At 42.2% G+C, this 25,389-nt stretch carries 25 protein-coding genes and 1 tRNA gene; 22 read left to right on the top strand and 4 right to left on the bottom strand.

Features of this window, described 5'->3' with window-relative positions; all coding sequences use genetic code 11:
- The first annotated feature begins 12 nt into the window (after positions 1-12).
- The 17 genes from ACH9UM_RS05875 to ACH9UM_RS05795 all read left to right on the top strand — a co-directional run bounded on the left by ACH9UM_RS05875 (position 13) and on the right by ACH9UM_RS05795 (position 18,397).
- On the top strand, positions 13-963 hold the full coding sequence (locus ACH9UM_RS05875) for an alpha/beta hydrolase (RefSeq protein ID WP_009242254.1): 951 nt from the start codon (positions 13-15) through the stop codon (positions 961-963).
- Positions 917-1,690, top strand: a complete 774-nt coding sequence (locus ACH9UM_RS05870) for a histidine phosphatase family protein (RefSeq protein ID WP_009242253.1) — start codon at positions 917-919, stop codon at positions 1,688-1,690. Before ACH9UM_RS05875 ends, ACH9UM_RS05870 begins: the two co-directional genes overlap by 47 nt.
- A gap of 174 nt (positions 1,691-1,864) precedes the next feature.
- Complete coding sequence (locus ACH9UM_RS05865; protein ID WP_004845702.1) at positions 1,865-3,499, top strand: ABC-F family ATP-binding cassette domain-containing protein; 1,635 nt, start codon at positions 1,865-1,867, stop codon at positions 3,497-3,499.
- 93 nt (positions 3,500-3,592) lie between these two features.
- Positions 3,593-3,678: transfer RNA gene (locus ACH9UM_RS05860), tRNA-Ser, on the top strand.
- 191 nt (positions 3,679-3,869) lie between these two features.
- Complete coding sequence (locus tag ACH9UM_RS05855) at positions 3,870-4,175, top strand: helix-turn-helix transcriptional regulator (RefSeq protein ID WP_009242252.1); 306 nt, start codon at positions 3,870-3,872, stop codon at positions 4,173-4,175.
- Between the two features lie 53 nt (positions 4,176-4,228).
- Positions 4,229-5,266, top strand: a complete 1,038-nt coding sequence (locus tag ACH9UM_RS05850) for a permease (RefSeq protein WP_400092224.1) — start codon at positions 4,229-4,231, stop codon at positions 5,264-5,266.
- Between the two features lie 16 nt (positions 5,267-5,282).
- The gene (locus ACH9UM_RS05845) at positions 5,283-5,618 is read left to right on the top strand and encodes a thioredoxin family protein (protein ID WP_009242250.1); all 336 of its coding nucleotides are present in this window, start codon (positions 5,283-5,285) and stop codon (positions 5,616-5,618) included.
- Between the two features lie 223 nt (positions 5,619-5,841).
- Positions 5,842-6,705, top strand: a complete 864-nt coding sequence (locus ACH9UM_RS05840; RefSeq protein ID WP_004845708.1) for a patatin family protein — start codon at positions 5,842-5,844, stop codon at positions 6,703-6,705.
- Positions 6,706-6,786: 81 nt separating this feature from the next.
- On the top strand, positions 6,787-8,925 hold the full coding sequence (gene ppk1, locus ACH9UM_RS05835; protein ID WP_009242249.1) for a polyphosphate kinase 1: 2,139 nt from the start codon (positions 6,787-6,789) through the stop codon (positions 8,923-8,925).
- Between the two features lie 50 nt (positions 8,926-8,975).
- The gene (locus ACH9UM_RS05830) at positions 8,976-11,018 is read left to right on the top strand and encodes a DNA topoisomerase (RefSeq protein ID WP_400092221.1); all 2,043 of its coding nucleotides are present in this window, start codon (positions 8,976-8,978) and stop codon (positions 11,016-11,018) included.
- A 23-nt stretch (positions 11,019-11,041) separates the two neighbouring features.
- Positions 11,042-11,707 (top strand): UDP-N-acetylglucosamine pyrophosphorylase, encoded by a 666-nt coding sequence (locus tag ACH9UM_RS05825; protein ID WP_004845711.1) that lies wholly within the window; start codon positions 11,042-11,044, stop codon positions 11,705-11,707.
- An 84-nt stretch (positions 11,708-11,791) separates the two neighbouring features.
- On the top strand, positions 11,792-12,652 hold the full coding sequence (locus tag ACH9UM_RS05820; RefSeq protein ID WP_004845712.1) for an NAD(P)-dependent oxidoreductase: 861 nt from the start codon (positions 11,792-11,794) through the stop codon (positions 12,650-12,652).
- A 43-nt stretch (positions 12,653-12,695) separates the two neighbouring features.
- Positions 12,696-13,394, top strand: a complete 699-nt coding sequence (locus ACH9UM_RS05815; RefSeq protein WP_004845713.1) for an ABC transporter ATP-binding protein — start codon at positions 12,696-12,698, stop codon at positions 13,392-13,394.
- Positions 13,391-14,968 (top strand): putative ABC exporter domain-containing protein, encoded by a 1,578-nt coding sequence (locus ACH9UM_RS05810; RefSeq protein ID WP_400092218.1) that lies wholly within the window; start codon positions 13,391-13,393, stop codon positions 14,966-14,968. The genes ACH9UM_RS05815 and ACH9UM_RS05810 overlap by 4 nt, the downstream gene beginning before the upstream one ends.
- 60 nt (positions 14,969-15,028) lie before the next feature.
- Entirely contained in the window at positions 15,029-15,505 is a 477-nt protein-coding gene (locus ACH9UM_RS05805; protein ID WP_004845715.1) for a methylglyoxal synthase, read from the top strand.
- 172 nt (positions 15,506-15,677) lie between these two features.
- Complete coding sequence (locus ACH9UM_RS05800; RefSeq protein WP_004845716.1) at positions 15,678-17,207, top strand: sodium:solute symporter; 1,530 nt, start codon at positions 15,678-15,680, stop codon at positions 17,205-17,207.
- Between the two features lie 239 nt (positions 17,208-17,446).
- Positions 17,447-18,397 carry an L-lactate dehydrogenase gene (locus ACH9UM_RS05795; protein WP_004845717.1) on the top strand — a complete coding sequence of 317 codons (951 nt, stop codon included), beginning with the start codon at positions 17,447-17,449 and terminating at the stop codon, positions 18,395-18,397.
- 29 nt (positions 18,398-18,426) lie between these two features.
- Here ACH9UM_RS05795 and ACH9UM_RS05790 read toward each other — a convergent pair whose 3' ends face one another.
- The gene (locus tag ACH9UM_RS05790; RefSeq protein ID WP_004845718.1) at positions 18,427-18,789 is read right to left on the bottom strand and encodes a metal-dependent transcriptional regulator; all 363 of its coding nucleotides are present in this window, start codon (positions 18,787-18,789) and stop codon (positions 18,427-18,429) included.
- Positions 18,790-19,050: 261 nt separating this feature from the next.
- Between ACH9UM_RS05790 and ACH9UM_RS05785 the strand changes: the two genes are divergently transcribed.
- The 5 genes from ACH9UM_RS05785 (at position 19,051) to ACH9UM_RS05765 (ending at position 23,444) form a co-directional block, all read left to right on the top strand.
- The gene (locus ACH9UM_RS05785; protein WP_004845719.1) at positions 19,051-19,260 is read left to right on the top strand and encodes a FeoA family protein; all 210 of its coding nucleotides are present in this window, start codon (positions 19,051-19,053) and stop codon (positions 19,258-19,260) included.
- A gap of 53 nt (positions 19,261-19,313) precedes the next feature.
- Positions 19,314-19,544, top strand: a complete 231-nt coding sequence (locus tag ACH9UM_RS05780; protein WP_004845720.1) for a FeoA family protein — start codon at positions 19,314-19,316, stop codon at positions 19,542-19,544.
- 16 nt (positions 19,545-19,560) lie between these two features.
- Positions 19,561-21,744: a ferrous iron transport protein B gene (feoB, locus tag ACH9UM_RS05775; protein WP_009242247.1), complete on the top strand. Its 2,184-nt coding sequence runs from the start codon at positions 19,561-19,563 to the stop codon at positions 21,742-21,744.
- A gap of 29 nt (positions 21,745-21,773) precedes the next feature.
- Positions 21,774-21,953 (top strand): FeoB-associated Cys-rich membrane protein, encoded by a 180-nt coding sequence (locus ACH9UM_RS05770; protein ID WP_004845722.1) that lies wholly within the window; start codon positions 21,774-21,776, stop codon positions 21,951-21,953.
- A 180-nt stretch (positions 21,954-22,133) separates the two neighbouring features.
- Positions 22,134-23,444 (top strand): serine dehydratase subunit alpha family protein, encoded by a 1,311-nt coding sequence (locus ACH9UM_RS05765; protein WP_004845723.1) that lies wholly within the window; start codon positions 22,134-22,136, stop codon positions 23,442-23,444.
- 24 nt (positions 23,445-23,468) lie between these two features.
- On the opposite strand, the gene ACH9UM_RS05760 is transcribed toward ACH9UM_RS05765, so the two are convergent.
- Genes ACH9UM_RS05760 through ACH9UM_RS05750 form a run of 3 tightly spaced genes read right to left on the bottom strand, consistent with a single transcriptional unit; the run spans position 23,469 to position 25,374 of the window.
- Complete coding sequence (locus ACH9UM_RS05760; protein ID WP_004845724.1) at positions 23,469-24,134, bottom strand: ABC-2 transporter permease; 666 nt, start codon at positions 24,132-24,134, stop codon at positions 23,469-23,471.
- Positions 24,131-24,994 (bottom strand): ABC transporter ATP-binding protein, encoded by an 864-nt coding sequence (locus ACH9UM_RS05755; protein WP_004845725.1) that lies wholly within the window; start codon positions 24,992-24,994, stop codon positions 24,131-24,133. Before ACH9UM_RS05755 ends, ACH9UM_RS05760 begins: the two co-directional genes overlap by 4 nt.
- Positions 24,995-24,999: 5 nt before the next feature.
- A complete protein-coding gene (locus ACH9UM_RS05750; protein ID WP_004845726.1) occupies positions 25,000-25,374 on the bottom strand; it encodes a GntR family transcriptional regulator in 375 nt (124 codons plus the stop codon).
- Positions 25,375-25,389: the final 15 nt, after the last annotated feature.

Genomic DNA, 25,389 nt, shown 5'->3' with positions numbered 1-25,389 from the left:
AGAGGTGGAAAAATGATAGGTAAGAGAACGGCAATTTGGAAAAGAGAGGAATATTCGTATGAAAGTGAAGAAAGAGATATTCCTTATGTGATAAGTTATATGCATGAAGACGGGCAGATCCGTCCGGCAATGATCGTTGTGCCGGGCGGAGCCTATCGTCAGGTGTCATCATCGGAAGGCGATATCGTCGCACGAACATTTTATAGGGCCGGATACAATGCGCTTGTACTTACATACAGTGTGAATCCGACATCGGAAGGCGAGCCTTTGCACCTTCAGCCGCTTAGAGATCTGGCCAGAACGGTGCGGCTCGTACGTTATTATGCGAAACAGTGCCGGATCGATCCGGAGAAAGTGGCTGTATGCGGATTTTCGGCAGGCGGGCACTTATGCGGAAGTCTCGGAGTTCATTTTCAGGATATAAAAGAAGAAAATTCTCTTCTTAAAGAAGTTTCATGCAGACCGGATGCGATGATACTCGGTTATCCGGTAATCACTTCGGGAAAGTATAGAAACGAAGATTCGTTTTTAGCTTTGCTCGGAGAAGATTCTGATGAAGAAGAGCGGGAATATCTGTCGGTCGAAAAACATGTGACAGAAGAGATGCCGCCGTGTTTTTTGTGGCATACTCTTGAAGATAAGACCGTTTCGGCGGAAAACGGGTATTTGTTTGCCGAAGCATGCAGGAAGGCGGGCGTACCTTATGCGCATCATGTATTTGCGGAAGGGGCACATGGGATGTCTGTCGCCACAGAAGAATGGTTTGAACAAAAACTAAAAGAACGTCCTGATAAATGGACAGAGGAAGAGCAGGCGCATATATATGGCGCATTAGACGAAGTGGGGATGTGGACCGGACTTGCAAAACGATGGTTAAAACGGACGCTTTGCATAAAAGAAAGGCAGGAGATAGACAGTGAGGATTTTATTTATCAGACATGGAGATCCGGATTACATAAATGATACGCTGACGAAAAAAGGACATCGTGAGGCAAAACTGCTTGCCGAACGGGCGGCTGACTTGAATCTCGGAAGCTGTTATGTTTCTCCCCTTGGAAGAGCGAAAGACACGGCGCAGTACTGTCTGGATAAAGTGGGAAAGACCGCACAGACTGTAGAATGGCTGAGAGAATTTCCGGCAAGGATCGATCTGAATCAGGCGGTACATCTTCAAAAGGCTTATCCTACCGCGGAGAAAGAAAATGGTCGGTATGTGCCGAGAATCGTGTGGGATATCGTTCCGTCGTATTGGATGGAACATGGAGAATGTATGGACAGGGATGCGTGGAGAAAATCCGATCTATGCCAAAATTCAGATGCGGTGGAAGTATATGACAGGGTAACTCTTGAGTTTGACAGATTTCTTGCAGAGCATGGATATGTTCGTGAAGGCAGCAGTTATAGAGTGGAGAGAGAATGCACGGAGACCGTGACGTTTTTTTGCCATTTTGGGATTACGTGCGCGTTGTTGTCGCATCTGTGGAATATGTCGCCTTTTTCGGCATGGCAGTATTTTGCGTTTGCTCCGACATCGGTGACGGAAATAGTGACAGAAGAACGAGAGAAGGGAATCGCTTGTTTTCGGGGGTTGAAGCTGGGAGATGCTTCTCATCTTTATGCGGGAAACGAACCGGTTTCCGTTGCCGCCAGGTTTTGTGAAGTATACAGCGATATGAACAGCAGGCATTGAGAGAACAGCTTAAAATTATAGGAGCTTTCGGAAACAGAAGGCAGGGATTGGGGAAACGTACATGTTTCCTATAAGTCCTTGCCTTTTTCATGGATTATATGTTAATATAGGCGTTGGTGCGTATTAAGCATCACATATCCCGTAAAACGAAGTTTCAAAAAAGGAGATATTGTAATGATCAGTGCAAATAATGTAACTCTGCGCGTGGGAAAAAAAGCGCTTTTTGAAGAAGTAAATATCAAGTTCACAGAGGGAAACTGTTATGGTCTGATCGGCGCTAACGGAGCCGGAAAATCTACGTTTTTGAAGATTTTATCAGGTCAGCTTGAGCCGACGAACGGTGAAGTGGCGATCACTCCGGGAGAGCGTCTTTCTTTCTTACAGCAGGATCATTTTAAATATGATGAATATCCGGTTCTTGATACGGTGATCATGGGGAATGCCCGACTGTATGAGATTATGAAAGAAAAAGAAGCGATTTATGCAAAAGAAGATTTCACGGATGAAGACGGAATAAAGGCAAGTGAACTTGAAGGTGAATTTGCTACGATGAACGGATGGGAAGCTGAATCAGACGCGGCGTCTCTTTTGAATGGTCTTGGAATCGAGACAGATCTTCATTATAAAATGATGAAAGATATGACAGGTCCGCAGAAGGTGAAAGTGCTTCTCGCACAGGCGCTGTTCGGTAATCCGGATATTTTGCTTCTTGACGAGCCGACAAACCACCTTGATCTGGATGCGATTGCGTGGCTTGAGGAGTTTTTGATTAATTTTGAAAATACGGTGATCGTTGTGTCTCATGACCGTTATTTCTTAAATAAAGTATGTACGCAGATCGCAGATATTGATTATGGAAAAATACAGCTTTATGCGGGAAATTATGATTTCTGGTATGAATCAAGTCAGCTTCTTATCCGTCAGATGAAAGAAGCAAATAAGAAAAAAGAAGAGAAGATCAAAGAACTTCAGGACTTTATTTCCCGATTCAGCGCAAATGCTTCAAAATCAAAGCAGGCGACATCGAGAAAGCGCGCCCTTGAGAAAATCCAGCTTGACGAGATCAAACCGTCCAGCAGAAAATACCCGTATATTGATTTTCGTCCGAATCGTGAGATCGGAAACGAAGTGCTTACGGTAGAAGGTCTTTCTAAAACGATCGACGGCGTGAAAGTGCTTGACAATATCAGCTTTACTCTCGGTCACGATGATAAAGTCGCTTTTGTCGGAAGTAATGAAGTCGCAAAGACAGTTCTTTTTAAGATCCTGATCGGAGAGATGGAACCGGACGAAGGAACTTATAAATGGGGAGTGACAACTTCTCAGGCATATTTCCCGAAAGATTTCGGCGGAGAATTTGACAGTGATTATAATATCACAGAATGGCTGACACAGTATTCCGAAGAAAAGGATGTCACATATGTTCGCGGATTCCTCGGAAGAATGCTCTTCTCAGGCGAGGACGGTGTGAAGAAGCTGAAAGTTCTTTCAGGAGGAGAAAAAGTACGCTGCCTTCTTTCTAAGATGATGATTTCAGGAGCAAACGTTCTTCTTCTTGATGAGCCGACAAACCATCTTGACATGGAATCGATCACAGCTCTTAATAATGGACTGATCAAATTCCCGGGAGTTTTACTTTTTACGTCTCGGGATCATCAGATCGTACAGACGACTGCAAACCGTATTATGGAAATCGTTCCGGGTGGACAACTGATCGACAAGATTACGACATATGACGAGTATCTTGAAAGTGACGAGATGGCAAGAAAGAGACAGACATATACTGTTTCGACTGAGGAAGATGATTAAAGGTTGATTAAATTTGAAATATCCTCTTTCTTTTTGGAAATAATTCTGTTATAATGTAAAAGCTGTGTATGGAAATCATGCACAGCTCTTCATGGAGACGTATCGAAGTGGTCATAACGGGGCGCACTCGAAATGCGTTTGCCCTCCGGGGCACGAGGGTTCGAATCCCTCCGTCTCCGTTTGAAAAATGAAGCCGAGAGTCAGAATGCAGTTGACTCTCGGTTTATTTTATCTTTTTCTTTTTTTTGTCTTTGGCAGACAAGAGGAAGAAAAAAACACATCAAAATATTTTGATGTGACATGTTGACAAACCACTTTACAAGACTTATGATGTATATATCAAAAATAATTGATGTGAGGAATGACGGCGATGACTGATTTTTCAAAAGACGCAAAAATCTTTAAGGCTCTTTGTGATACAAAAAGGCTTACTATTTTAGATTACTTGAAGAGTGGCGAAAAATGTGCGTGTGTTCTGATTGAAAACATGAACATCGGACAGTCAGCTTTATCTTATCACATGAAAATACTTTGCGATTCCGGCATTGTTCATGCAAGACAAGAGGGAAAATGGACACATTACAGCCTAAGTAAAAGCGGAAGTGAATACGCGTCAAAACGATTGCTAGAATTAACAACGCCAAATACTGAAAATCAATCAAATTGCTGCAAATAAAAGTCATCGAAAGGTGGCTTTTATAAAACTTTATCACATCAAAAATATTTGATATGTTGTATGAAGGAGGGACTTTTTTGGAAGTAGTCAATTCAATATGGTCGTTTTTCCAAGACCAAATATTAGGTATGAAGTGGTTAAATGGTTTAATCGGTAAGGGTCTATCACAACTAGGGCTAGACATTGACAGTCGATTAGGCGGAAGTATTCAATTCTTTTTGTATGACGTAATTAAAATCACAATTTTGTTATGTTTATTGATTTTCTTTATTTCGTATATTCAAAGTTACTTTCCGCCAGAACGAAGTAAGAAAATTTTGGGGCGTTTTCATGGCATCGGAGCAAATATTATATCCGCATTGTTAGGGACAGTTACACCATTTTGTTCCTGTTCGTCTATTCCGCTATTTATAGGTTTTACAAGTGCGGGATTGCCACTGGGCGTAACATTTTCCTTTTTGATTTCTTCCCCTATGGTTGATTTGGGAAGTCTTGTATTGTTAATGAGTATTTTCGGTGCTAAAGTTGCCTTTGCTTATGTGATTGTAGGTTTGATCATTGCCGTCATCGGCGGCACCTTCATTGAAAACTTACATATGGAAAAATATGTAGAAGATTTCGTCAAAAATGCAAGTAGGGTTGATATTAGTTCCCCTGCCTTAACCAAAAAGGACAGAGTTCAATATGCGAAAGAACAAGTGATGGGAACATTCAAAAAAGTATTTCCATACATTTTGATCGGTGTGGGGATTGGAGTAATTATTCATAATTGGATACCTGAAACATGGATTGAAAGTATTTTAGGAAGTAATAACCCGTTCGGTGTTGTTTTAGCTACGCTTGTCGGTATCCCTATGTACGCTGATATTTTCGGAACAATTCCGGTTGCAGAGGCATTACTTGCAAAGGGAGCACAATTAGGTACGATCTTATCATTTATGATGGCAGTAACGACATTAAGCCTGCCGTCTTTAATCATGTTGAAAAAGGCAGTAAAGCCTAAATTATTGACTTTATTTATTGCCATTTGTACGTCGGGTATTATCATTGTAGGTTATCTCTTTAATATTTTTAGTGCGATATTTATTTAAAAGGAGCGAATAAGAAATGAAATTATTTGGAAAGAAAAAAGAAACAAAATCATGCTGTTGTGGTGAAAATTGCACGTCAGAAACAATGCAAAATACAGAAAATAAGAAACAAGAGCAAGGGATCAAAATATTGGGTTCGGGCTGCGTAAAATGTATGGAATTAGAAAAAGCAACCAGAGCGGCAGTATCTGAACTTCGATTAGATTATGAGATTGAACATGTTACAGATTTTGCGGAAATCGCCGGTTACGGAGTAATGACGACACCTGCATTAGTGTTTAACGGCGAAGTTATATCCTATGGGAAAGTATTGACTGTAGAGGAAGTGAAAGCGCTGTTGAGTAAAAAATAAAGCAAAGGAAGGCCGGTAATTTATTTATGAAAAAACCTGAATTATTGTCGGATAAGGCAGGAGAAGCTTCTGGATATGACCTACAACAAAAAGTAAAGATTTTGAAAAGAATTTGAAAAGATTTGTTTAAAAATCAACTTCTGGTTTCACAATAAGGAAAAAAGTTATATAATGTAGAAGTTAAAAGAGGGAAGTAGATTGTAGCAGAAAAGAGGTTATCCATATGACAATAAAGAAGGCAACACTTGTTCTTGAAGGCGGAGCGACAAGAGGAATATTTACTTCGGGAGCGCTTGATTATCTGATGGAGAGAGATCTGTATTTTTCGGATGTGATCGGCGTTTCGGCGGGCTCGTGCAATGCGGTGGACTATGTTTCGCGGCAGCCGGGAAGAACGAGAGACTGTATGATACCGACTGACAAAGAAGGAAAATATTACTATGGGATCAGAGACTTCGTCAAAGAGAAAAGTCTGATGAATATGGATCTGATCTTTGATAAATATCCGAAAGAACTGCTTCCGTTTGATTTCGAGACATATTTTAACTCGGAGATCAACTGTCAGATTGTTACGACAAACTGTCTGACGGGAAAAGCGGAGTATATGACAGAGGATAGTGATAACGACCGTCTGATGAAACTTTGCAGAGCGTCGTCAAGTATGCCTTTGCTTACTCCGATCGTTAATATCGACAATGTTCCGTACCTTGACGGAGGACTGGCGGACTCTGTTCCGATCAGACGGGCACAGCAGATGGAAAATGAAAAGATCGTCGTGATTCTTACGAAAAATCAAGGTTACAGGAAGTCGGTTCTTTCTCCGACGATGCAGAGAGTATATAAAAGAGCGTATAAATCATATCCGAATTTGATCAGGACGATCTTCAGAAGAAGTTTTGAGTATAATAAAACGATGAATTATTTAGATCAGCTTGAAAAACGAGGTGAGATATTTATTCTCAGACCGCAGGTAAAGCCTGTTTCAAGACTTGAGAGAAATAAAGAAACGCTGCATGCATTTTATGAACACGGATATAAGTACACAGAACGAAAGTTTGATGATCTTATGGAATATTTGGAAAAATAAAAGCAGAAATCTTTTTCACGATAAATGAAACGATAGTTTACAAGATGAGAAATGTCGGAAAATCAAAAAGGAGAGGGTATGATGGGAAAAACAGAGACTTTAGAGTATACGCAAAATCGAGAATTATCATGGCTTCGTTTTAATCAGCGTGTGTTGGAAGAGGCGCAGGACGAAAGTGTTCCTCTTATGGAGAGGATGAAGTTTGTCGCAATTTTTACAAGTAATCTTGATGAATTCTTTATGATTCGTGTCGGCAGCCTTTACGATATGGCAGTAGCTGACAGTAAAAAACAGGATATCCGTTCGGGAATGACTCCGAAGCAGCAGTTGGAGGAGATTTATAAAGCGGTAGCTCCTCTTTATAAGGAGAGAGATAAGACATATGCGGAAATAAAAAAGCAGCTTCAGCCGTATGGCGTATGTGGGTTAGATTTTAAAGAATTGGAGCAGCAGGAAAAGAAGTATGTGAAAAAATATTTCAAAGAACAGGTGCTTCCGGTTTTATCGCCTCAGATCGTAGATGCGAACCATCCGTTCCCTCATCTGCTTAATAAAGATATTTACGTCGTGGCGACGCTGAAAATGGAAAATAATGTCATGCTCGGCATTGTGCCTGTGCCACAGTACATTTCGGACGTTCTCTATCTTCCGGGGCATGATGTGCGCTACATCCGAATGGAAAAAGTGATCATGGAATATCTGGAACTTGTTTTTGAACAGTATCAGGTATCTGACAAAAACTATATTTGCGTAACGCGGAATGCGGATATCGCACCGGATGATGAAGCGTTGGCAGATAATGAAGATTTCCGTTATATTATGAAAGAAACACTTCATAAAAGACGTAAAATGGCAGTTGTAAGACTTGAGACAGCCGCTCCGCTCGGAAAAGAGATGGAAAAATATTTCTGCGACCGGTTTAAGATTACGCCGGAATGTATTTTCAGGACGAAAATGCCGATGAAGCTTGGGTTTATTTTCGCAATCGCAGATAAGATTCCCGAATCTATGAGAAAAGCGCTGATCGACGAGCCGTTTACACCTCAGCCTGCCGCTGCGCTTGCCGAAGGGATCAGCGTGATGGAGCAGGTGAAACGCAAAGATGTTTTGTTGTCTTATCCATATGAGAGTATGGATCCGTTTTTGCAGCTTATTAAAGAAGCTGCGTTTCATCCCGATGTTATGACGATCAAGATCACGATCTACCGTCTGGCGAAAAAGGCCCGCCTTGTAGAATACCTTTGTGCGGCAGCCGAGAACGGAAAAGAAGTAACTGTATTGATCGAACTTAGGGCGCGTTTTGACGAGCAGAACAATATTGACTGGTCAGAGCGTCTGGAGGAAGCGGGATGTCGTGTGCTGTATGGATTCGACGGTTACAAGGTTCATTCAAAACTGTGTCTTATCACATACAGGAATCGAAATGAGATCCGTTATATTACCCAGGTAGGAACGGGAAACTATAATGAAAAGACGGCAAAAATGTATACAGATTATTCGCTTATGACATCACATCAGGGAATCGGCGAGGATGCGGCCGTATTCTTTAAAAATATGTCAATCGGCAATCTGGACGGAGAGTATCATCATCTGATCGTTTCACCGTTTAGTCTGAAACGGAAAGTTTTAAGACATATGGATGAGGAAATTCAAAAAGGCGCGGATGGACGTATTATTATGAAAATGAATTCTGTAACGGATATGGATTTTATCCGAAAAGTACAGGAAGCGTCTGCAGCAGGGGTAAAAGTGGATCTGATCGTACGCGGAATCTGCTGTATATTGCCGGGAGTGAAAGAAAATACGGAAAATCTGCGGGTTACGAGCATTGTAGGAAGGTATCTGGAACATCCGAGAGTGTTTGTGTTCGGAACAGGAGAAACGGCGAAAGTTTATATCGGATCGGCAGATATGATGACGAGAAATACAGAGAAACGTGTGGAGGTTGCATGTCCGATTTATGACGATGCAATTAAGAGACGCCTGATCCATGATCTGAAAGTGATGCTTGCAGACAATGTAAAAGCGCGTATTATGACAAGTGACGGTACATATAAGAAAAAAGAAAGAAAAGGAGAAGCGGTCAACGCGCAGGCTGCATTTATGAAGGCTGCGTTGAATGCACGCCCTCCGAAGACGCTTCCGAAAGCAAAAAAGGAAAAAAAATCAATCTTTCAGAAAGTATTCAGCGCATTTGGAAAAAGGAATAGATCGTGTTGAAAAAAGGTGAGAAATACTTTCGGAGCAGGAAAGGAAACTAAATACATTATATGAAAAAACAACTCTATATCGCCGAGAAACCCAGCGTAGCGCAGGAGTTCGCAAAGGCATTAAAATTAAAGACAAGAAGAGCGGACGGATATTTAGAATCCGACGAAGCAGTGATCACATGGTGCGTCGGACATCTGGTTACGATGAGCTATCCGGAAGAGTATGACCCGGCATTGAAAAAATGGAGTCTTCAGACACTTCCGTTTATTCCTTCGGAGTTTAAATATGAAGTGATCCCGTCAGTGGCGAAGCAGTTTCAGATTGTCAGTTCTCTTTTAAACAGAGAAGACGTTGACACAATTTATGTGTGCACCGACTCCGGACGGGAGGGAGAGTACATTTACCGGCTTGTAGAACAAAAGGCGCAGGTGTCGGGGAAAAAAAGACTTCGCGTGTGGATCGACTCACAGACAGAAGAGGAAATCTTAAGAGGCATACGGGAAGCAAAAGATCTGTCAGAGTATGACAATCTAAGCGCTTCCGCCTATCTTCGCGCGAAAGAAGACTATCTGATGGGAATCAACTTTTCACGTTTGCTTACGCTGAAATACGGAAACAGTATTTCTAATTATCTGAATACGAAATACTCGGTGATTTCGGTAGGACGTGTAATGACATGCGTTCTCGGAATGGTTGTCAGGCGTGAAAGGGAGATACGGGAGTTTGTAAAAACTCCTTTTTACCGTGTGATCAGCACGATCGATGCGTCAGGTCACAGTTTTGAAGGAGAATGGCGGGCAGTGAAAGGCTCGCGGTATTTTGAATCGTTTGATCTGTATAAAGAAAATGGATTTAAGACAGAAGAAAAAGCAAAAGAGCTGATCGCCTATTTGTTGGAAGAAAAGCCGATACAGTGTATCGTTGAGTCTGTGGAGAAGAAAAAGGAGAAGAAAAATCCTCCCCTTCTTTATAATCTGGCCGAACTTCAAAACGACTGTTCGAAGCGGTTTAAGATCAGTCCGGATGAAGCGCTTCGGGTCGTGCAGGAATTATATGAAAAAAAACTTGTTACATACCCGAGGACAGACGCCAGGGTTTTGTCGACGGCAGTTGCAAAAGAGATCAGCAGAAACTTGAACGGGCTGTCAAAATATCCTCCGGCACAGCCGTATTTGCAGGATATCCTTTCTTTTGGAAGTCATAAAAATCTGGCGAAGACAAGATATGTAAACGATAAGCAGATTACAGATCATTACGCTATCATTCCGACAGGACAAGGTTTAGGAGCGCTGAATTCGCTTTCGGCAACGTCTCATAAAGTATATGATCTGATTGTGAGAAGGTTTTTAAGTATTTTTTATCCGCCGGCAGTGTATCAAAAAGTGGCGATCATATCGAAGATAAAGGAAGAGAGTTTCTTTTCCAATTTTAAAGTGCTAGCTGAGGAAGGATATTTGAAAGTGGCAGGCGTTCCGCAGGGAAAACGAAGTGTAAACAAAGGCAAAAGCAGAACCGATGCAAATGAAAAAGAGGAAGATGCAGAACAGACGGCAGATCAGGACCTTGATACGGCGCTGTTTGAAGTGATTAAAACGCTGAAAAAAGGAAGCGTTCTTCCGGTTGGAGCATTAGATATAAAAGAAGGGGAGACGTCGCCTCCGAAACGGTATAATTCAGGATCGATCATCCTTGCTATGGAAAATGCGGGGCAGTTGATCGAGGATGAAGATCTTCGCGCTCAGATAAAAGGAAGCGGTATCGGAACGAGCGCGACCAGGGCGGAAATATTAAAGAAACTGATTCATATTAAATACCTTGCCCTGAATAAAAAAACACAGATCATAACACCGACTTTGCAAGGAGAGATGGTATTTGACGTAGTGGATCATTCGATCAAATCACTTTTAAATCCGGAACTTACGGCAAGCTGGGAAAAAGGTCTTACGTATGTGGCGGAGGGAAGCATTACTCCCGATGAATATATGATGAAGCTGGATCGTTTTATAACGAACAGGACGGTGGGAGTAAAAGGACTCAATAATCAGTATCAGTTAAGAGCCTGTTATGATAAAACGGCAGGTTATTATAAAAAGAGCCGGTAAACGGCGGAAAAGGAGATAAATATATGAATGCATTGACAGTAAAGGAACTTTATACATTAGAGGAGACAATCGCAAAAGATCTTTTTGACAAAGTGACATATCCGTGGGAAGTCCTTCCGAATATCGGTTCATTTATCAAAGAACTCGGGAATACGTTAAGCAGTGATGAATATGAAAAAAGAGGAGAAGATGTCTGGATCGCAAAGTCAGCTAAAGTTGCGCCTACCGCATGTATTAATGGTCCGGCGATCATCGGGAAAGAAGCGGAAGTGCGTCATTGTGCGTTTATAAGAGGAAACGCGATCGTGGGAGAAGGAGCAGTCGTAGGAAATTCGACAGAGCTTAAAAATGTCGTGCTTTTCAATAAAGTACAGGTACCGCATTATAATTATGTCGGCGATTCTGTTCTCGGATATAAATCTCATATGGGAGCAGGTTCTATCACATCGAATGTGAAGTCGGATAAAAAGCTTGTTGTTGTAAAAACATCGGAAGGAAATATAGAAACCGGCATGAAGAAGTTCGGAGCAATGCTCGGAGATGAAGTAGAAGTAGGATGCGGAAGCGTCCTGAACCCCGGAACGGTTGTAGGAAGTCACAGCAATATTTACCCACTGTCTTCTGTAAGAGGATTTGTTCCGGCAAACAGTATTTATAAAAACAAAAGCGAAGTCGTAGAAAAATATTAATACAGGCAAGACAGACAAACCGATGTGGATAAAAACAGAAGTGTCGTAAAAATAGCGGCATATAAGGGGGAAAGGAAAAAAGAGATGAAGAAGATCGGATTTATCGGTGTGGGGATCATGGGAAAATCCATGGTGCGTAATCTTATGAAAGCAGGGTATGAACTTCATATTTATGCCCGGACAAAAGCAAAAGTCGAGGACGTGATCGGGGAAGGAGCGATCTTTCATGAAACGATTTCCGAGTGCGTAAAAGACTGCGAGGCAGTGATTACGATCGTAGGATTTCCGCAGGATGTAGAAGAAGTATATTTCGACAGCGGAAATATTTTGGACAGTGCGAAAAAAGGTGCATATTTGATCGATATGACGACCACGAGTCCGCAGATTGCCGAAAAGCTGTATGAAGAAGGAACAAAACGGGGATTTCATGTGCTTGATGCGCCGGTCACAGGCGGAGATACGGGGGCAAGAGAAGGAACTCTTTCTATTCTTGTCGGAGGCGATAAGAGCGATTATACGAACTGTCATGAACTGTTTGAAGCAATGGGAACGAATATTAATTACGAAGGTTCGGCAGGATGCGGACAGCATTGCAAACTTGCAAACCAGATCATGATCGCGGGAGCTCTTTCCGGTGTATGCGAAGCGCTGACATATGCAAAAGAAAAGGGACTTGACCTGAATGTGTTCTCGAAATCCGTAGCGACAGGGGCAGCCGGAAGCAGACAGTTTGATCTGTTCGGACCAAAGATCATAGAAAAAGATTATGCGCCGGGATTTTTTATGAAGCATTTTATTAAAGATATGAAGCTGGCGCTCATCGAAGCAAACAGAAGCGGTTTAAATCTCGAAGTTTTAAGCCAGGTTCTTGCCATTTATGAAGAGCTTGAAGCAGACGGCAACGGAGATCTCGGAACACAGGCACTTATCAAGTATTACGAGTAAAAGCAAACTATACAGGACGCGGACAGAAAGGGTAGAGAGGACTATGCTGGAGATCAAAGAATTGACAAAATATTATGGAAAGAATCTGGCGGTAGATCAAGTGACGTTTACCGTCCCTAACGGTCAGGTAGGGGTTCTTTTAGGGCCGAACGGATCGGGAAAATCAACGATCATCAAAAGCATTGCCGGTTTATTGCGGTATCAGGGTGAAATTCGTATTAAAGGGATTCCTGCCCGGCAGATTCCTGCGAAAAGGAAGTTTGCTTATGTTCCGGAGATTCCGAATATGTTCGATGCGCTGACGGTAAGGGAGCATATCGAATATGTGAGAATGGCATATGACAGTGAAATTACAGACGAGGAGATCGAAAAGATACTTAAAGCGTTTGAGATGGATGACAAGCAGGATAAGCTTGGCAATGAATTATCAAAAGGAATGATGCAGAAAGTGAGCATATGCTGTGCCCTTGCGGTAAAGCCGGAAGTCATCCTTCTTGACGAACCGATGGTCGGACTTGATCCGGCGGCGATCAAGATGCTGAAAGATGTCGTGTTAAAACTGCGTGATAACGGAGCGACAGTTCTTATCAGTACGCATATGCTTGAGATGGTAGAGAACTTGTGGGATGTGATGATCGTCATGGAACAAGGGCATATTGCCGGTTCTTACACAAAAGCAGACGCGCAGGGAAAAGAGCTGGATGAACTGTTCTTTGAGATGACAGGCGGTGAGAAAGCATGAAAGCGTTAATATATTTGATAAAGAGAACAGCGGCAAATAACCTGAAAAAGGCAGTCAGAAAACCGACGACGCTTCTTGCGTTGATCTTTGGGGCCGCCTATGGAATCTTTCTTATCGTGATGCTTGGAACACTTGCGGTTACAGTTCGGATCGATTCTGTTCAAGGACTTGTCATTCTTGTGACGGTGTGGACGATCTACATTACAGTAGGAAACTTTATGTCCTATGCTTCTCGAAAAGGAATCTTGTTTCGGCCGGCTCATTCTCAGTTCGTATTTCCCGCTCCGATCAGCCCCAAACTTGTTTTGATACAGGGAGCGTGGATGAATTATCTGATGTCATTTTTCATATGGATCGTGTTGGCGATCGGAGGCTTGACGGTTTTTCATGTGGAATGGTGGAAGATGCTTTTCTTCTTTCTGATAGGATGCGGCGTAGAGTGTGCGGTAGAACAATCTGTTATGATCATTTTATATACGAATGATAAGCTTCCGCAAAAATTGATAAAAGGGATCTGCTTCGGAATGAAAGTGTTTTTGATTGCATTTACGTTGATGATCGTACTTTATTTTAAAGAAAAAGGTCTGTCAGTAGAAAGCGCTCTTTCGTTTATCAACTGGCCGGTCCTTCAGATGATTCCGGTAGTCGGATGGCAGATTGCGGTATACAGGTTGGTTTTACTCGGTCCGACAACTCTGAATGTAATTTGTACTGTGATCTATTCGGCGTTTACGGTGTTCATTGTTGCGGCGGCGTTCAGAATGAAATGTGACGGCGGATATTATGAAGAGGCGGCGAAATTCGCAGACGATTATGCAGAACTGAAAAAGAGGCAGAAAAGCGGAGAATTTGTGACAAATACCGGGACGAAAAAGCGAAGGTTTCGCCGTGTAGAGAGTAAGATTACAGCAAAAGGAGCAAGAGCGATTTTTTACAGGCAATTTCTGGAATATAAGAAAGAAAAATATTTTATTTTCACGAAAATGACAGTTCTTTCGGCAGTCGTTGCGTTTATTTTCGCGTATTCTCTCCAAAAATCGGTGTCAGACAGCAGTATGGCGGGCTTTATTTTGTTGGGAGTTGTCGCGTATGTGGCGCTTATTATGAGCGGTTACACAGGAAAATGGGAAAGCGAGTTGAAAAATCCGTATATTTTTCTTATTCCTGACAGTCCGCTGAAAAAAATGTGGTATGCGACTCTTATGGAACATGTAAAGGCATTTGCGGACGGATGTATCATCTGCATTCCTATTGGGATTTTTTGGCATGTTCCGGTAATAGAGATCATTTACTGTATTTTGATCTACACCGTTTTGCAGGCAGACCGCCTGTATACAATGGTGATCGTTCAGAGCCTTCTCGGGGAAGTATTCGGAAAAACAGGGCAAAGTCTGCTTAGAATGTTTATCCAGATGGCGCTTTTAGGAGTCGGAGCCGGTGTCGGAGTGTTGGCGGCAGTGTTGATCAGTCAAACGTTGATCTTTCCGATCGTATTGATCTATGGATTGATGATCACGGTTGCGATGGGCGCGATCGCATTACTTAGATTTGATACGATGGAACAGTTTGTATAAAAACAGACGGTAAGAAAAATTTTATGAAAAACTATTTTTAAGATAAAAGGAGGAGATCGGATGTTAGATGATAAATATGTAACGATGGAAATTGAAAAAGTAAAACATATCGCCCTTGTGGCGCATGACGGTAAGAAAAGAGAACTTGTAGACTGGTGTGAAAAAAACAAAGAGATACTGAAAGGGCATTTTTTATGCGGAACAGGAACAACGGCGCGTCTTATCGCTGAGCGAACAGGGCTTCCGGTAAAAGGATACTGTAGCGGTCCGCTTGGCGGAGATCAGCAGATTGGAGCGAAGATCGTAGAAGGGCAGATTGATTTTATGATCTTTTTGTGGGATCCATTGGAAGCACAACCCCACGATCCGGATGTAAAAGCGCTGCTGCGTATTGCTGTCGTATACGATATTCCGATTGCAAATAATCTTGCGACTGCGGACTTTATGCTTCATTCAAAATATATGAACGAGTCATACAGCAGACAAATAGAAAACTTTGATAAGAAGGTGCAAAACCGGGTCGAGGAGATGAAGTGACAGGAGATGTACTGACAAGATAAAACGGGAAGATAAACGGGCATAATAGAAAAAAGTAACAGTTGACACGGGTCTTAGACCCGTGTTATTCTATAAAAAGATACTTTAATGCTTTAAAGTGTTACGCTTTAAAGTGGTCTAAAGGATAAAACGGCAGAGAGAGGGAAAAAAGATGGGAATTAAAATTATACTGCTTATTATTTTTTTCGCAGTGATGGCGGCAGTGGGAATTTATTCGAGAAGACATGTTACAAGTGTAGACGGTTTTGTTCTGGGAGGAAGATCGGTAGGACCGTGGCTGACGGCATTTGCATATGGAACATCGTATTTTTCGGCAGTTGTATTTGTCGGATATGCCGGACAGTTTGGATGGAAATACGGAATTGCCAGTACATGGATCGGCATCGGAAATGCATTAATCGGAAGCCTTCTGGCATGGGTAGTTCTCGGAAGGCGTACAAAAGTGATGACACAGCATCTTGGATCAAGGACGATGCCGGATTTTTTCGGAGAACGGTACAAGAGCAAATCACTTAAGATTACGGCATCTGTGATCGTGTTCGTTTTTCTGATCCCGTACACGGCTTCGGTGTATAACGGTTTGTCACGTTTGTTTGCGATGGCTTTTAATATTCCGTATACGTGGTGTGTCGTGACAATGGCAGCGTTTACGGCGCTCTATGTTATCCTGGGCGGATATATGGCTACGGCAATCAATGATTTCATACAAGGAATCATTATGCTGATCGGAATTGTGGCTGTGATCGCGGCGGTTCTGAATGGACAGGGCGGATTCATGAATGCAATAGCAGAAATGGCGAAGATACCAAGTGATGTTCCCCTGACACAAGGACAGCCGGGAGCGTTTACATCTTTTTTTGGTCCGGATCCTGTCAATCTTCTGGGCGTTGTTCTTCTTACTTCGCTTGGAACATGGGGACTTCCGCAGATGATCGGGAAATTTTATGCGATCAAAGATGAAAAATCGATCAGTACGGGAACTATTATTTCAACTATATTTGCAATTATTATCTCAGGTGGATGTTATTTTCTCGGAGGATTCGGAAGACTGTTCGACAGTCCCGAGATTTACGATAAAGCGGGCGGAGCGGTCGTTTATGACAGTATTATACCGCATATGCTTTCCATGCTTCCGGATCTGCTTATAGGGGTTGTTGTTGTGCTTGTGCTTTCTGCGTCAATGTCAACTCTTTCCTCCCTTGTGCTGACATCCAGTTCTACACTGACGCTCGATCTTTTGAAAGATAATATTATGAAAAAAATGAGCGAGAAAAAGCAGATTGTGACAATGCAGGTTTTAATCGTGTTTTTTATTGTTGTCTCAGTTGTGATCGCGCTTGATCCGCCGACCTTTATCGCACAGCTTATGGGCATTTCATGGGGCGCGTTAGCCGGGGCGTTTTTAGCTCCGTTTTTGTATGGTTTGTATTGGAAAGGCGTTACCCGTGCGGGTGTATGGGCAGGGTTTATAACAGGAGTCGGACTGACTGTTGCGAATATGTTTTTTGGATTTATAAAATCTCCGATCAATGCAGGCGCAATGGCAATGATCGCAGGACTTTTGATTGTGCCTTTTATCAGTTTGATCACACCGAAGCTGAAAAAAAGCGAGATAGAAGACGTTTTTATCTGTTATGATGAAAAAGTAACGATTACAAAAAAGCATTCTTTAGAAGACTGATAAAAAAGAATTACTGAAAAATATTTGATTGTATGGAAAAAAATACCTGATAAGGGATTGATTTTTCAGGGAACTACTATATAATGAAGATAAAGTTAAACCCCACTAAAATACTAGGAATTAAAAAAGGATGAAATATGATCAAGTAATATTAGAAAAAAACGCTTATTATGAGATCCTGAATATAAAGTGGCGGTATGAGTTCATTAAAGTTCATGGAAAACAGGAGGTATTGAGATATGGTAAATATACAAAAAGCAGCAGTAATCGGATGTGGGTTTGTCGGCTCTACGATTGCCTATACATTGATGCAGAAAGGATTATTTTCGGAAATGGTACTCCTTGATGCAAACAAGGCGAAGGCAGAAGGAGAGGCGATGGATATCAGCCACGGACTGCCGTTTACACATGCAATGGATATTTATGCGGGTGAATATGAGGATATTGCAGATGCGTCGGTCGTTATTATTACGGCAGGGGCAAACCAGAAACCGGGAGAGACGAGACTGGATCTTGTGCAGAAAAATGCAGCAATTATGCGGTCAATCATAAAAGAGATCAAACGCGTAAACTGTGAAGGAATTTTGCTCATCGTGTCGAATCCGGTAGATATCTTAACGGAAGTAGCGCTTAGAGAATCCGGTTTTCCAAAGGAAAGAGTGATCGGTTCCGGTACAGTGCTTGATACGGCAAGATTGAAATATATAATCAGTGAAAAGTTGGATGTAGATAGCAGAAATGTACATGCGTTTATCGTAGGTGAACACGGTGACAGCGAACTGGCAGCATGGAGCTGTGCAAATATTTACGGAATTAAATTACAGGATTTTGCAAAGATGCGGGGATATGAACACTTCGCACAGGATATGGAAGAGGTTTACAAAGGAGTCCGTGACAGCGCCTATGAGATTATCGAGCGAAAGGGAGCGACTTATTACGGAATCGGAATGGCAGCGGAAAAAATCGTAGAAGCAATCGTAAGAAACAGTCATACGGTCGCTCCGATTTCGGTATCGCTTGATGGAAAATACGGATTAGAAGGACTGTGCTTAAGCATTCCGACGATTGTCGGAAGAGGCGGGGCGGAACAGGTGCTGGAGATTGATTTCAGCGAGGAAGAAATGAAAAAACTGCGTAAATCCGCAGAGGAATTAGGCGCAGTTCTTGATCAGGTCAATATTGAGAAATAAAAGTATATTACCGAAATTAAAAATAAAAGCTATCGCTTAATATGTTTTTTTATTGCGTCAAAGCTTTCCGCGCTGATGACATGTTCAATACGGCAGGCGTCATCAGCGGCGGTTTTTGAATCGACGCCGAGATATTCCAGCCAGGAAGTAAGGAGGGTATGTCGTTCGTATATACGCTCCGCTATTTCTTTTCCCGAGGGGGTGAGTGTAATATAGCCTTCCGGTGAAACTGTAATATGTCCGCTTTCACGCAGCTTCTTCATTGCGACGCTGACACTTGGCTTTTTAAAGTCAAGTTCTGCGGCAATGTCTACAGAACGGACAACAGGAAGTTGTCCGCTTAATACAAGAATTGTTTCTAAATAGTTCTCAGCAGATTCATTTATAATCATAATGTTACCTCAAATAAATTTTATTTATGAATGAAAGATCAATATTCATTAAAATTAAGTATAACATATGTGTGCGAAAGCTCGCAAGAGAAAGAATATCCGCTATAGAAAAGGCACAGAGCGTCACTGTAGAAAAAACGCTTTGTGCTTTATTTTGTGAAAATACTTGACAATTTACAAAGGTTAGGTTAAACTAACTAAAGATAAATGAAAAAGATTATCAATTTCAAAAAAGTTTTAAAATAGAAGGAAGGTGTTTTTATGCCGCTTACGATGGCTGAAATAGGCAAGGTAAGTGTGATAAACCGCGTAAATGGAAACGAGGAGACAAGGCGTTTTCTCGGAAATCTTGGTTTTGTGGCAGGAACGGAAGTTACTGTATTATCCGAGATGGGCGGAAACGTGATCGTGAGTATTAAAAATTCCAGGATCGCGGTAAATGCCGAAATGGCGAGGCATATTATGATCTAGAGCTGAAAAGGCTATAAAAATTTTGAGTGAAACAGGAAGCGGAGGAGAATGGCATGGAGAGGACATTAGGCAGCGCAAAAGTGGGAAGTACAGTAACTGTGATTAAAATTGAAGGGGACGGGGCTTATAAGCGTCGGATCATGGACATGGGAATCACGAAGGGAAGCAGGATTTATATAAGGAAGGTTGCGCCGCTTGGCGATCCTGTAGAAGTTACGGTTCGAGGATATGAGTTGTCAGTAAGAAAAGAGGATGCAAAATGTGTCCTTGTAGAAACTGTATAGTAGGAGGTAGAACAAAATGGAGATCAGGGCTGCACTTGCCGGAAATCCGAACTGTGGAAAGACGACAATGTTTAATGCGCTTACGGGAGCAAATCAATATGTCGGAAACTGGCCGGGAGTTACGGTAGAGAAAAAAGAAGGGAAAGTAAGAACAAAAGAATCAAAAGAGGAGAAGATCAAAGTGACGGATCTTCCGGGAGTCTATTCTCTTTCCCCGTATACGCTTGAAGAAGTTGTGAGCAGGGATTATATTTTGAACGAGGATCCGGACGTGATCATCAATCTTGTAGACGCGACCAATATTGAGCGAAATCTGTATTTGACGACCCAGTTGACCGAGACGGGAGTTCCGGTTGTGATTGCGCTAAATATGGCTGATTTGATCCGGAAGCGAGGAATGAAAATCGACAAGAAGCGATTGTCTGAACTTCTCAACTGTCCGGTGATCGAAACGTCGGCTTTGAAAAAGACAGGACTAAAAGAATTGATCGAAGAAACGGTCTGCACTGTCAAAAGCGGAGAAAAAAGCATACCGAAAGCGATATTCTCAAAAGAGTTAGAAGCGGCGATACGAGCGGTAGAAGAGCTGCTTCCAACATGGATTGACGAGCGTAAGAAGCGTTGGTATGCAGTAAAACTTCTTGAAAATGACAGGAAAGTATTAGAAAATTTAAAAATGTCAGGCGAGTCTTTGAAAGCGATCGAGAAGATGCGTAAAGCGATGGAAGAAAAGCATGATGACGATATGGAAAGTATTGTTACAGACGAGAGGTATCAGTACATACAAAAAGTTGTTTCCGATACCGTTCAAAAAGGGAGAGAAAAACTGACTGTCTCAGATAAGATAGACCGTATCGTAACAAATCGTTTTTTAGGCCTTCCGATTTTTGTTTTCGTTATGTGGGTTGTGTATTATGTGTCCGTCACAACGGTCGGAACAGGGATGACAGACTGGACAAACGATGTGTTTGTAGTCAGTATACAGGATGCAGTCAGCGGTTTCTTGGGAAATATAGGGGCAGGCAGTCTTATCACAGGGCTTGTAGTTGACGGAATCATAGGCGGATTGGGAGCTGTGCTTGGCTTTGTTCCACAGATGGCGGTATTGTTTCTCCTTTTATCATTCCTTGAAGACTGCGGATATATGGTTCGCATCGCCTTTGTAATGGACCGCGTGTTCCGACATTTCGGATTGTCGGGGAAAAGCTTCATCCCTCTTCTTATTTCCTCAGGGTGTGGAATTCCGGGGATTATGGCTTCAAGGACGATCGAGCAGGATAATGACAGAAGGCTTACGATCATGACAGCTACGTTTATTCCATGTGGGGCAAAGCTTCCGGTTATCGCGCTTATGGGCGGAGTGATCGCAGGAGAGGCGGCAGGATATGCAGAAAGTTCCTTCATCGCACCGCTTATGTATTTTATAGGGATTGCGGCAGTGCTTATTTCTGCTATAATATTGAAAAAGACGAAGATGTTTTCAGGAAAACCGGCTCCGTTTGTAATGGAACTTCCGCAGTATCATATGCCGCAGGCAAAGACAGTTCTTCTTCATGTATGGGAGAGACTGAAAGGATTCATGATCAAGGCGGGAACGATTTTGTTCCTTGCATGTATTGTTATGTGGTTCCTTGGAGGATTTGGATTTTCAGACGGAAAATTCGGGATTGTTCAAGACAGTGCCAATAGTTTGTTGGCGATGATCGGCGGAGCGCTTGCAGTGCTGTTTAAACCGCTCGGTTTCGGAGAATGGCAGCCTGTTGCGGCAGCGCTTTCGGGATTTACGGCAAAAGAAGCCATTGTAACTACAATGGGAGTTCTTGCAAATGTGTCGGGAGATGTAGAAGATACCGTAAATGTAGCGGGCAAAGTAGCAGCGTGGTTTCCGTCGGCTATGGCAGCATTTTCGTTTTTGCTGTTTAATCTTTTGGACTCCCCGTGTCTGGCGGCAATCGCAACAATGGCGCAGCAGATGCAGTCCAGAAAGTGGTTTTGGTTTGCGGTTGTGTTCCAGAATGTATTTGCGTATGTCGTATCTTTGAGCGTATATCAGATCGGTACGTTTGTGCTTGGAGGAGCGTTCACCGTAGGAACGGCTGTAGGTATAGCGATTGCGGTGATCCTGTTGATCTTACTGTTTAGGCCGGATCCGTATAAAAATAAAAAAATATATTCCAAACGGTCGGTACAGGCGGCGTAGAGAAAATTAGTTTAGAAAGAAGGCGTGTTATGGCAGCAGATATTTTGATCATATCATTGATCGCGAGTTATTGTATTTTTCTTATTTATAAAGCAAGAAAAAACGCAAAAGAGGGAAAAGCGCCCGGGTGTGCCGGATGCGGCGGAAACTGTGGTTCGTGTTCAGGCTGCGCGACGAGTGCGGGAAAGACAGAAAATAAAAAGATGTAGGACGGAATAAACGGTGTACATCCGTGCCGGAAAGACACGTAAAAGAAAGAGATTGATATAAAAACCTCCTGATAGTATAATCGATAAAGATGGTGTAAAGCTGTAAAGAAAGCGGCAGGATCAGACAGACTGCTGTTATAAGATACATCAGAAAATCGAGAAATCAGGAGGTTTTTTGCAATGAACCGTAAAATATATAATGAATATGTAACAATTTTGGAAAGCGAACTTGTTCCGGCGCTTGGATGCACAGAACCGATCGCGCTTGCTTATGCTGCGGCAAAAGCAAAAGAAGTATTAGGAAAGATGCCGGATCATATTACGATGCGGTGCAGCGGTAATATTATCAAAAATGTAAAAGGAGTAAAAGTACCGAATTCCGGAGGAATGAAAGGCGTAGAAGCAGCGGCGGTACTCGGAATTACAGGCGGAGATCCTTCACAGGCGCTTGAAGTGCTGGAGCATGTTACAGATCGGGAAATCGACGAGGCGGAGAAACTTTTAAAGGCAGGATTTTGTGATTGTGTTTTAAAAGACGATGTAGCTAATTTATATATTGAAGCATATGCAGTATGCAAAAAGACAGAGAAGAGTGAAGCTCTTGTTGTGATAGAAGACGAGCATACGAATATCACCCATATTGAAAAAGACGGACAGGTGCTTTTTCACAAAGAGAAAAAAGAATATTGTCAGGAGAGAGAAAAAACACCGGATAAGAGTCTTTTGAATTTGGAAGATATTATTACATTTGCAAATGAGGTACAGATTACTGATGTGGAAAAAGTTCTTGGACGTCAGATAAAATACAATACGAGAATCGCAGAAGAAGGTTTGAGAAATCCTTGGGGAGCACAGGTCGGACGAGTTGTGCTAGAAGAGTTCGGAGAAGATGTAAAGTGGCGCGCTGTGGCGAAAGCATCTGCCGGTTCGGATGCAAGAATGAGCGGCTGTGCCCTTCCGGTGATCATTAATTCCGGTTCGGGGAATCAGGGTATGACTTGTTCTCTTCCTGTGATCGAGTTCGGAAAAGAACTAAAGAAAAGCAAAGAAGAGATTTACAGGGCGTTATGCGTATCTAACCTTGTGGCTCTGAATCAGAAAAAATATATCGGTTCTCTCTCAGCGTACTGCGGAGCAGTATGTGCTGCGGCAGGAGCAGGGGCAGGGATTACATATTTATGCGGCGGAACATTGGAACAGATTGAAAACACAGTTGTCAATACGATAGCGGATGCGGGAGGTATTGTCTGTGATGGTGCAAAACCAAGCTGTGCGGCAAAAATATCCACGGCGCTTCAGGCCGCGATACTAAGTCATAAGATGGCGATGCGGGGACTTACGTTTGCAAGAGGAGAAGGTCTTGTAATGGACTGCCCTGAAGATACAATCAAGGCAGTCGGATATGTAGGCCGCGCAGGTATGAAACAGACCGATGTGGAGATTTTAAATCTCATGATCGGAAAGACAAAACTGGAAGATATTGACAAGTGACGTATGCCGGGAAAGAAGCCTCCTTTATGAATAACGTTTTTTATAACATGCAAGCGACAGGAAGAAGCTGATTACAACGAATAAAATCCCAATCGGAATACCGATTATAAAGATCATCGTTTTGTCACCTGCCATAAGAAATTCCATTCCCTTTAAAGAGGAAACGGCTCCGTATATTCCTCCGAAAAGCATGGCGATAAAGATATAAACGATAAGACCAAGTTTCCTTCCGAGCAGAAAGAATGCAAAATTAACGACTGCAAAAAAGACAAGGGAGAAAAGAACTCCGAACCCCCATGCAGACAGCCCTTCCTGCAAAGTGATTTTGTTGTGGCTGCTGGTGAACGAGAAAACAAAAATCAGGGAGAATACGTTGCATATTGTAAGAAAGCAGATTCCAAGTATATATTTTGACAGTACGATCTCCGTTTTTGTAATGGGGAACGTAAGCTGGATTTTGTCAAAATTCACTTTTTCATCTTGCTCAAGAGAGGATTCAATAGAGGAGCAGCCTAAAAGCGGAAACACAAAAGCAGTAATCAGCATAAAGAAATATTTTAAGGAAAATAAGTCTCCCGTTTGCATAGCCTCGATAAGCAGGAAGAGGAAAAGAACTGCTGCGAGGTAAGAAACCCCGTTTTTAAAAATGCGGAAATTTTCATAAAGATCTTTTAATATAATTCCTTTCATATGATTTTTTCTCCTTTGCTGTAAAATAACATCATATCTTCAATGGAAGCATTCTCGATAGAAATGTCGCAGAATGCTTTTCGCAGCGACTGTCTGTTTTTTATGAATACACAATAACTGTAAGGCTCTTCTCTGTATGCGATAATGTCCTCCGGAGAAAGGGCGTCGAAAAACTCTCGTCCGCAGCGGATGATTCCACAGTCATTATTCAGTTCGTCAATAGATTTAAGGAAGAGCAGTCTTCCTTCATGTATGTATGCGATATAGTCGGCAATTTTATCCAGATCGCTTGTGATATGGGAAGAAATAAGGACGGAATGGTCTTCCTGCTCTGTAAATTCTCGTAATATTTCGAGGATTTCCTCCCTGAAAACCGGATCGAGTCCGTTTGTAGCTTCATCAAGGATCAAAAGTTTCGGGTTATGGCTCAACGCCGCGGCAAATTCCAGTTTCACTTTCATCCCCGTGGAAAATGTTTTCAACCGCTTCTTTTCAGGAAGATGAAATTGTTTCAGGTAATCGGTAAATTTTTTCTGATCCCAGTCAGTATAGATGCCGGAAAGCATTTTTCCTATAAAAAGAGGAGTTAAATTCTCACCGTAATGAGAGTCGTTAAAGATGACGGCAATCTCTTTTTTGATTTCTTTCTCCTGTGATTTTAAATCCTGACCGAGAATATGGACCTCGTCATAGTCAGCTTTTACAATGTTTAGGATAGAATTGATCAAAGTTGATTTCCCGGATCCGTTTTCTCCGATCAATCCGAGTATCATACCGTAAGGAAGATCAAGAGAAATATGATCTAAAGTGAAATCTTTATATTTTTTTGTGAGATTTTTTATGTGTAATGCCTGTTTCATGCTTGCTATACCTCCGTATAAACGATTTCTAAAGTTTGTTTTATTTCGTTTATTGAAAGCCCGTTTTCTTTTGCAAGAAAAGCTGCGTCAGTCAGTAATTGTTCAATACGCCTTAGGTTTTCCTCTCTGATAAAATCCTGATTCTCAGTTGAAACAAAAGTTCCTTTTGCAGGAACAGTAACGATAAATCCTTCTTTTTGCAGATCGTCATATGCACGCTGCGTTGTGATAACGCTGACATGCAGATCTTTTGCAAGTTTCCGCATAGAAGGAAGAGCCTGCCCGGGGGCAAGATCCCCTTTCATGATCATTTCTTTGATCTGCAGCGTAATCTGCTCGTAGATAGGACGTCCGCTTGTGCTGCTTAAAATAATTTCCATATCTGTTGATCTCCC

Origin of the sequence: Mediterraneibacter torques (assembly GCF_044591705.1) — a bacterium.
GTDB classification, from domain to species: domain Bacteria; phylum Bacillota; class Clostridia; order Lachnospirales; family Lachnospiraceae; genus Mediterraneibacter; species Mediterraneibacter torques.
Note: the sequence above shows the minus strand (reverse complement) of the source record. Positions and strands in the feature narration are given on the sequence as shown.

Bases quoted from the DNA above. Each gene is read 5' to 3' on its own strand.
- ACH9UM_RS05875 (WP_009242254.1), top strand. From the start codon at position 13: ATGATAGGTAAGAGAACGGCAATTTGGAAAAGAGAGGAATATTCGTAT.
- ACH9UM_RS05865 (WP_004845702.1), top strand. From the start codon at position 1,865: ATGATCAGTGCAAATAATGTAACTCTGCGCGTGGGAAAAAAAGCGCTT.
- ACH9UM_RS05855 (WP_009242252.1), top strand. From the start codon at position 3,870: ATGACTGATTTTTCAAAAGACGCAAAAATCTTTAAGGCTCTTTGTGAT.
- ACH9UM_RS05850 (WP_400092224.1), top strand. From the start codon at position 4,229: ATGTTGTATGAAGGAGGGACTTTTTTGGAAGTAGTCAATTCAATATGG.
- ACH9UM_RS05845 (WP_009242250.1), top strand. From the start codon at position 5,283: ATGAAATTATTTGGAAAGAAAAAAGAAACAAAATCATGCTGTTGTGGT.
- ACH9UM_RS05840 (WP_004845708.1), top strand. From the start codon at position 5,842: ATGACAATAAAGAAGGCAACACTTGTTCTTGAAGGCGGAGCGACAAGA.
- ppk1 (WP_009242249.1), top strand. From the start codon at position 6,787: ATGGGAAAAACAGAGACTTTAGAGTATACGCAAAATCGAGAATTATCA.
- ACH9UM_RS05830 (WP_400092221.1), top strand. From the start codon at position 8,976: ATGAAAAAACAACTCTATATCGCCGAGAAACCCAGCGTAGCGCAGGAG.
- ACH9UM_RS05825 (WP_004845711.1), top strand. From the start codon at position 11,042: ATGAATGCATTGACAGTAAAGGAACTTTATACATTAGAGGAGACAATC.
- ACH9UM_RS05820 (WP_004845712.1), top strand. From the start codon at position 11,792: ATGAAGAAGATCGGATTTATCGGTGTGGGGATCATGGGAAAATCCATG.
- ACH9UM_RS05815 (WP_004845713.1), top strand. From the start codon at position 12,696: ATGCTGGAGATCAAAGAATTGACAAAATATTATGGAAAGAATCTGGCG.
- ACH9UM_RS05810 (WP_400092218.1), top strand. From the start codon at position 13,391: ATGAAAGCGTTAATATATTTGATAAAGAGAACAGCGGCAAATAACCTG.
- ACH9UM_RS05805 (WP_004845715.1), top strand. From the start codon at position 15,029: ATGTTAGATGATAAATATGTAACGATGGAAATTGAAAAAGTAAAACAT.
- ACH9UM_RS05800 (WP_004845716.1), top strand. From the start codon at position 15,678: ATGGGAATTAAAATTATACTGCTTATTATTTTTTTCGCAGTGATGGCG.
- ACH9UM_RS05795 (WP_004845717.1), top strand. From the start codon at position 17,447: ATGGTAAATATACAAAAAGCAGCAGTAATCGGATGTGGGTTTGTCGGC.
- ACH9UM_RS05790 (WP_004845718.1), bottom strand. From the start codon at position 18,789: ATGATTATAAATGAATCTGCTGAGAACTATTTAGAAACAATTCTTGTA.
- ACH9UM_RS05785 (WP_004845719.1), top strand. From the start codon at position 19,051: ATGCCGCTTACGATGGCTGAAATAGGCAAGGTAAGTGTGATAAACCGC.
- ACH9UM_RS05780 (WP_004845720.1), top strand. From the start codon at position 19,314: ATGGAGAGGACATTAGGCAGCGCAAAAGTGGGAAGTACAGTAACTGTG.
- feoB (WP_009242247.1), top strand. From the start codon at position 19,561: ATGGAGATCAGGGCTGCACTTGCCGGAAATCCGAACTGTGGAAAGACG.
- ACH9UM_RS05770 (WP_004845722.1), top strand. From the start codon at position 21,774: ATGGCAGCAGATATTTTGATCATATCATTGATCGCGAGTTATTGTATT.
- ACH9UM_RS05765 (WP_004845723.1), top strand. From the start codon at position 22,134: ATGAACCGTAAAATATATAATGAATATGTAACAATTTTGGAAAGCGAA.
- ACH9UM_RS05760 (WP_004845724.1), bottom strand. From the start codon at position 24,134: ATGAAAGGAATTATATTAAAAGATCTTTATGAAAATTTCCGCATTTTT.
- ACH9UM_RS05755 (WP_004845725.1), bottom strand. From the start codon at position 24,994: ATGAAACAGGCATTACACATAAAAAATCTCACAAAAAAATATAAAGAT.
- ACH9UM_RS05750 (WP_004845726.1), bottom strand. From the start codon at position 25,374: ATGGAAATTATTTTAAGCAGCACAAGCGGACGTCCTATCTACGAGCAG.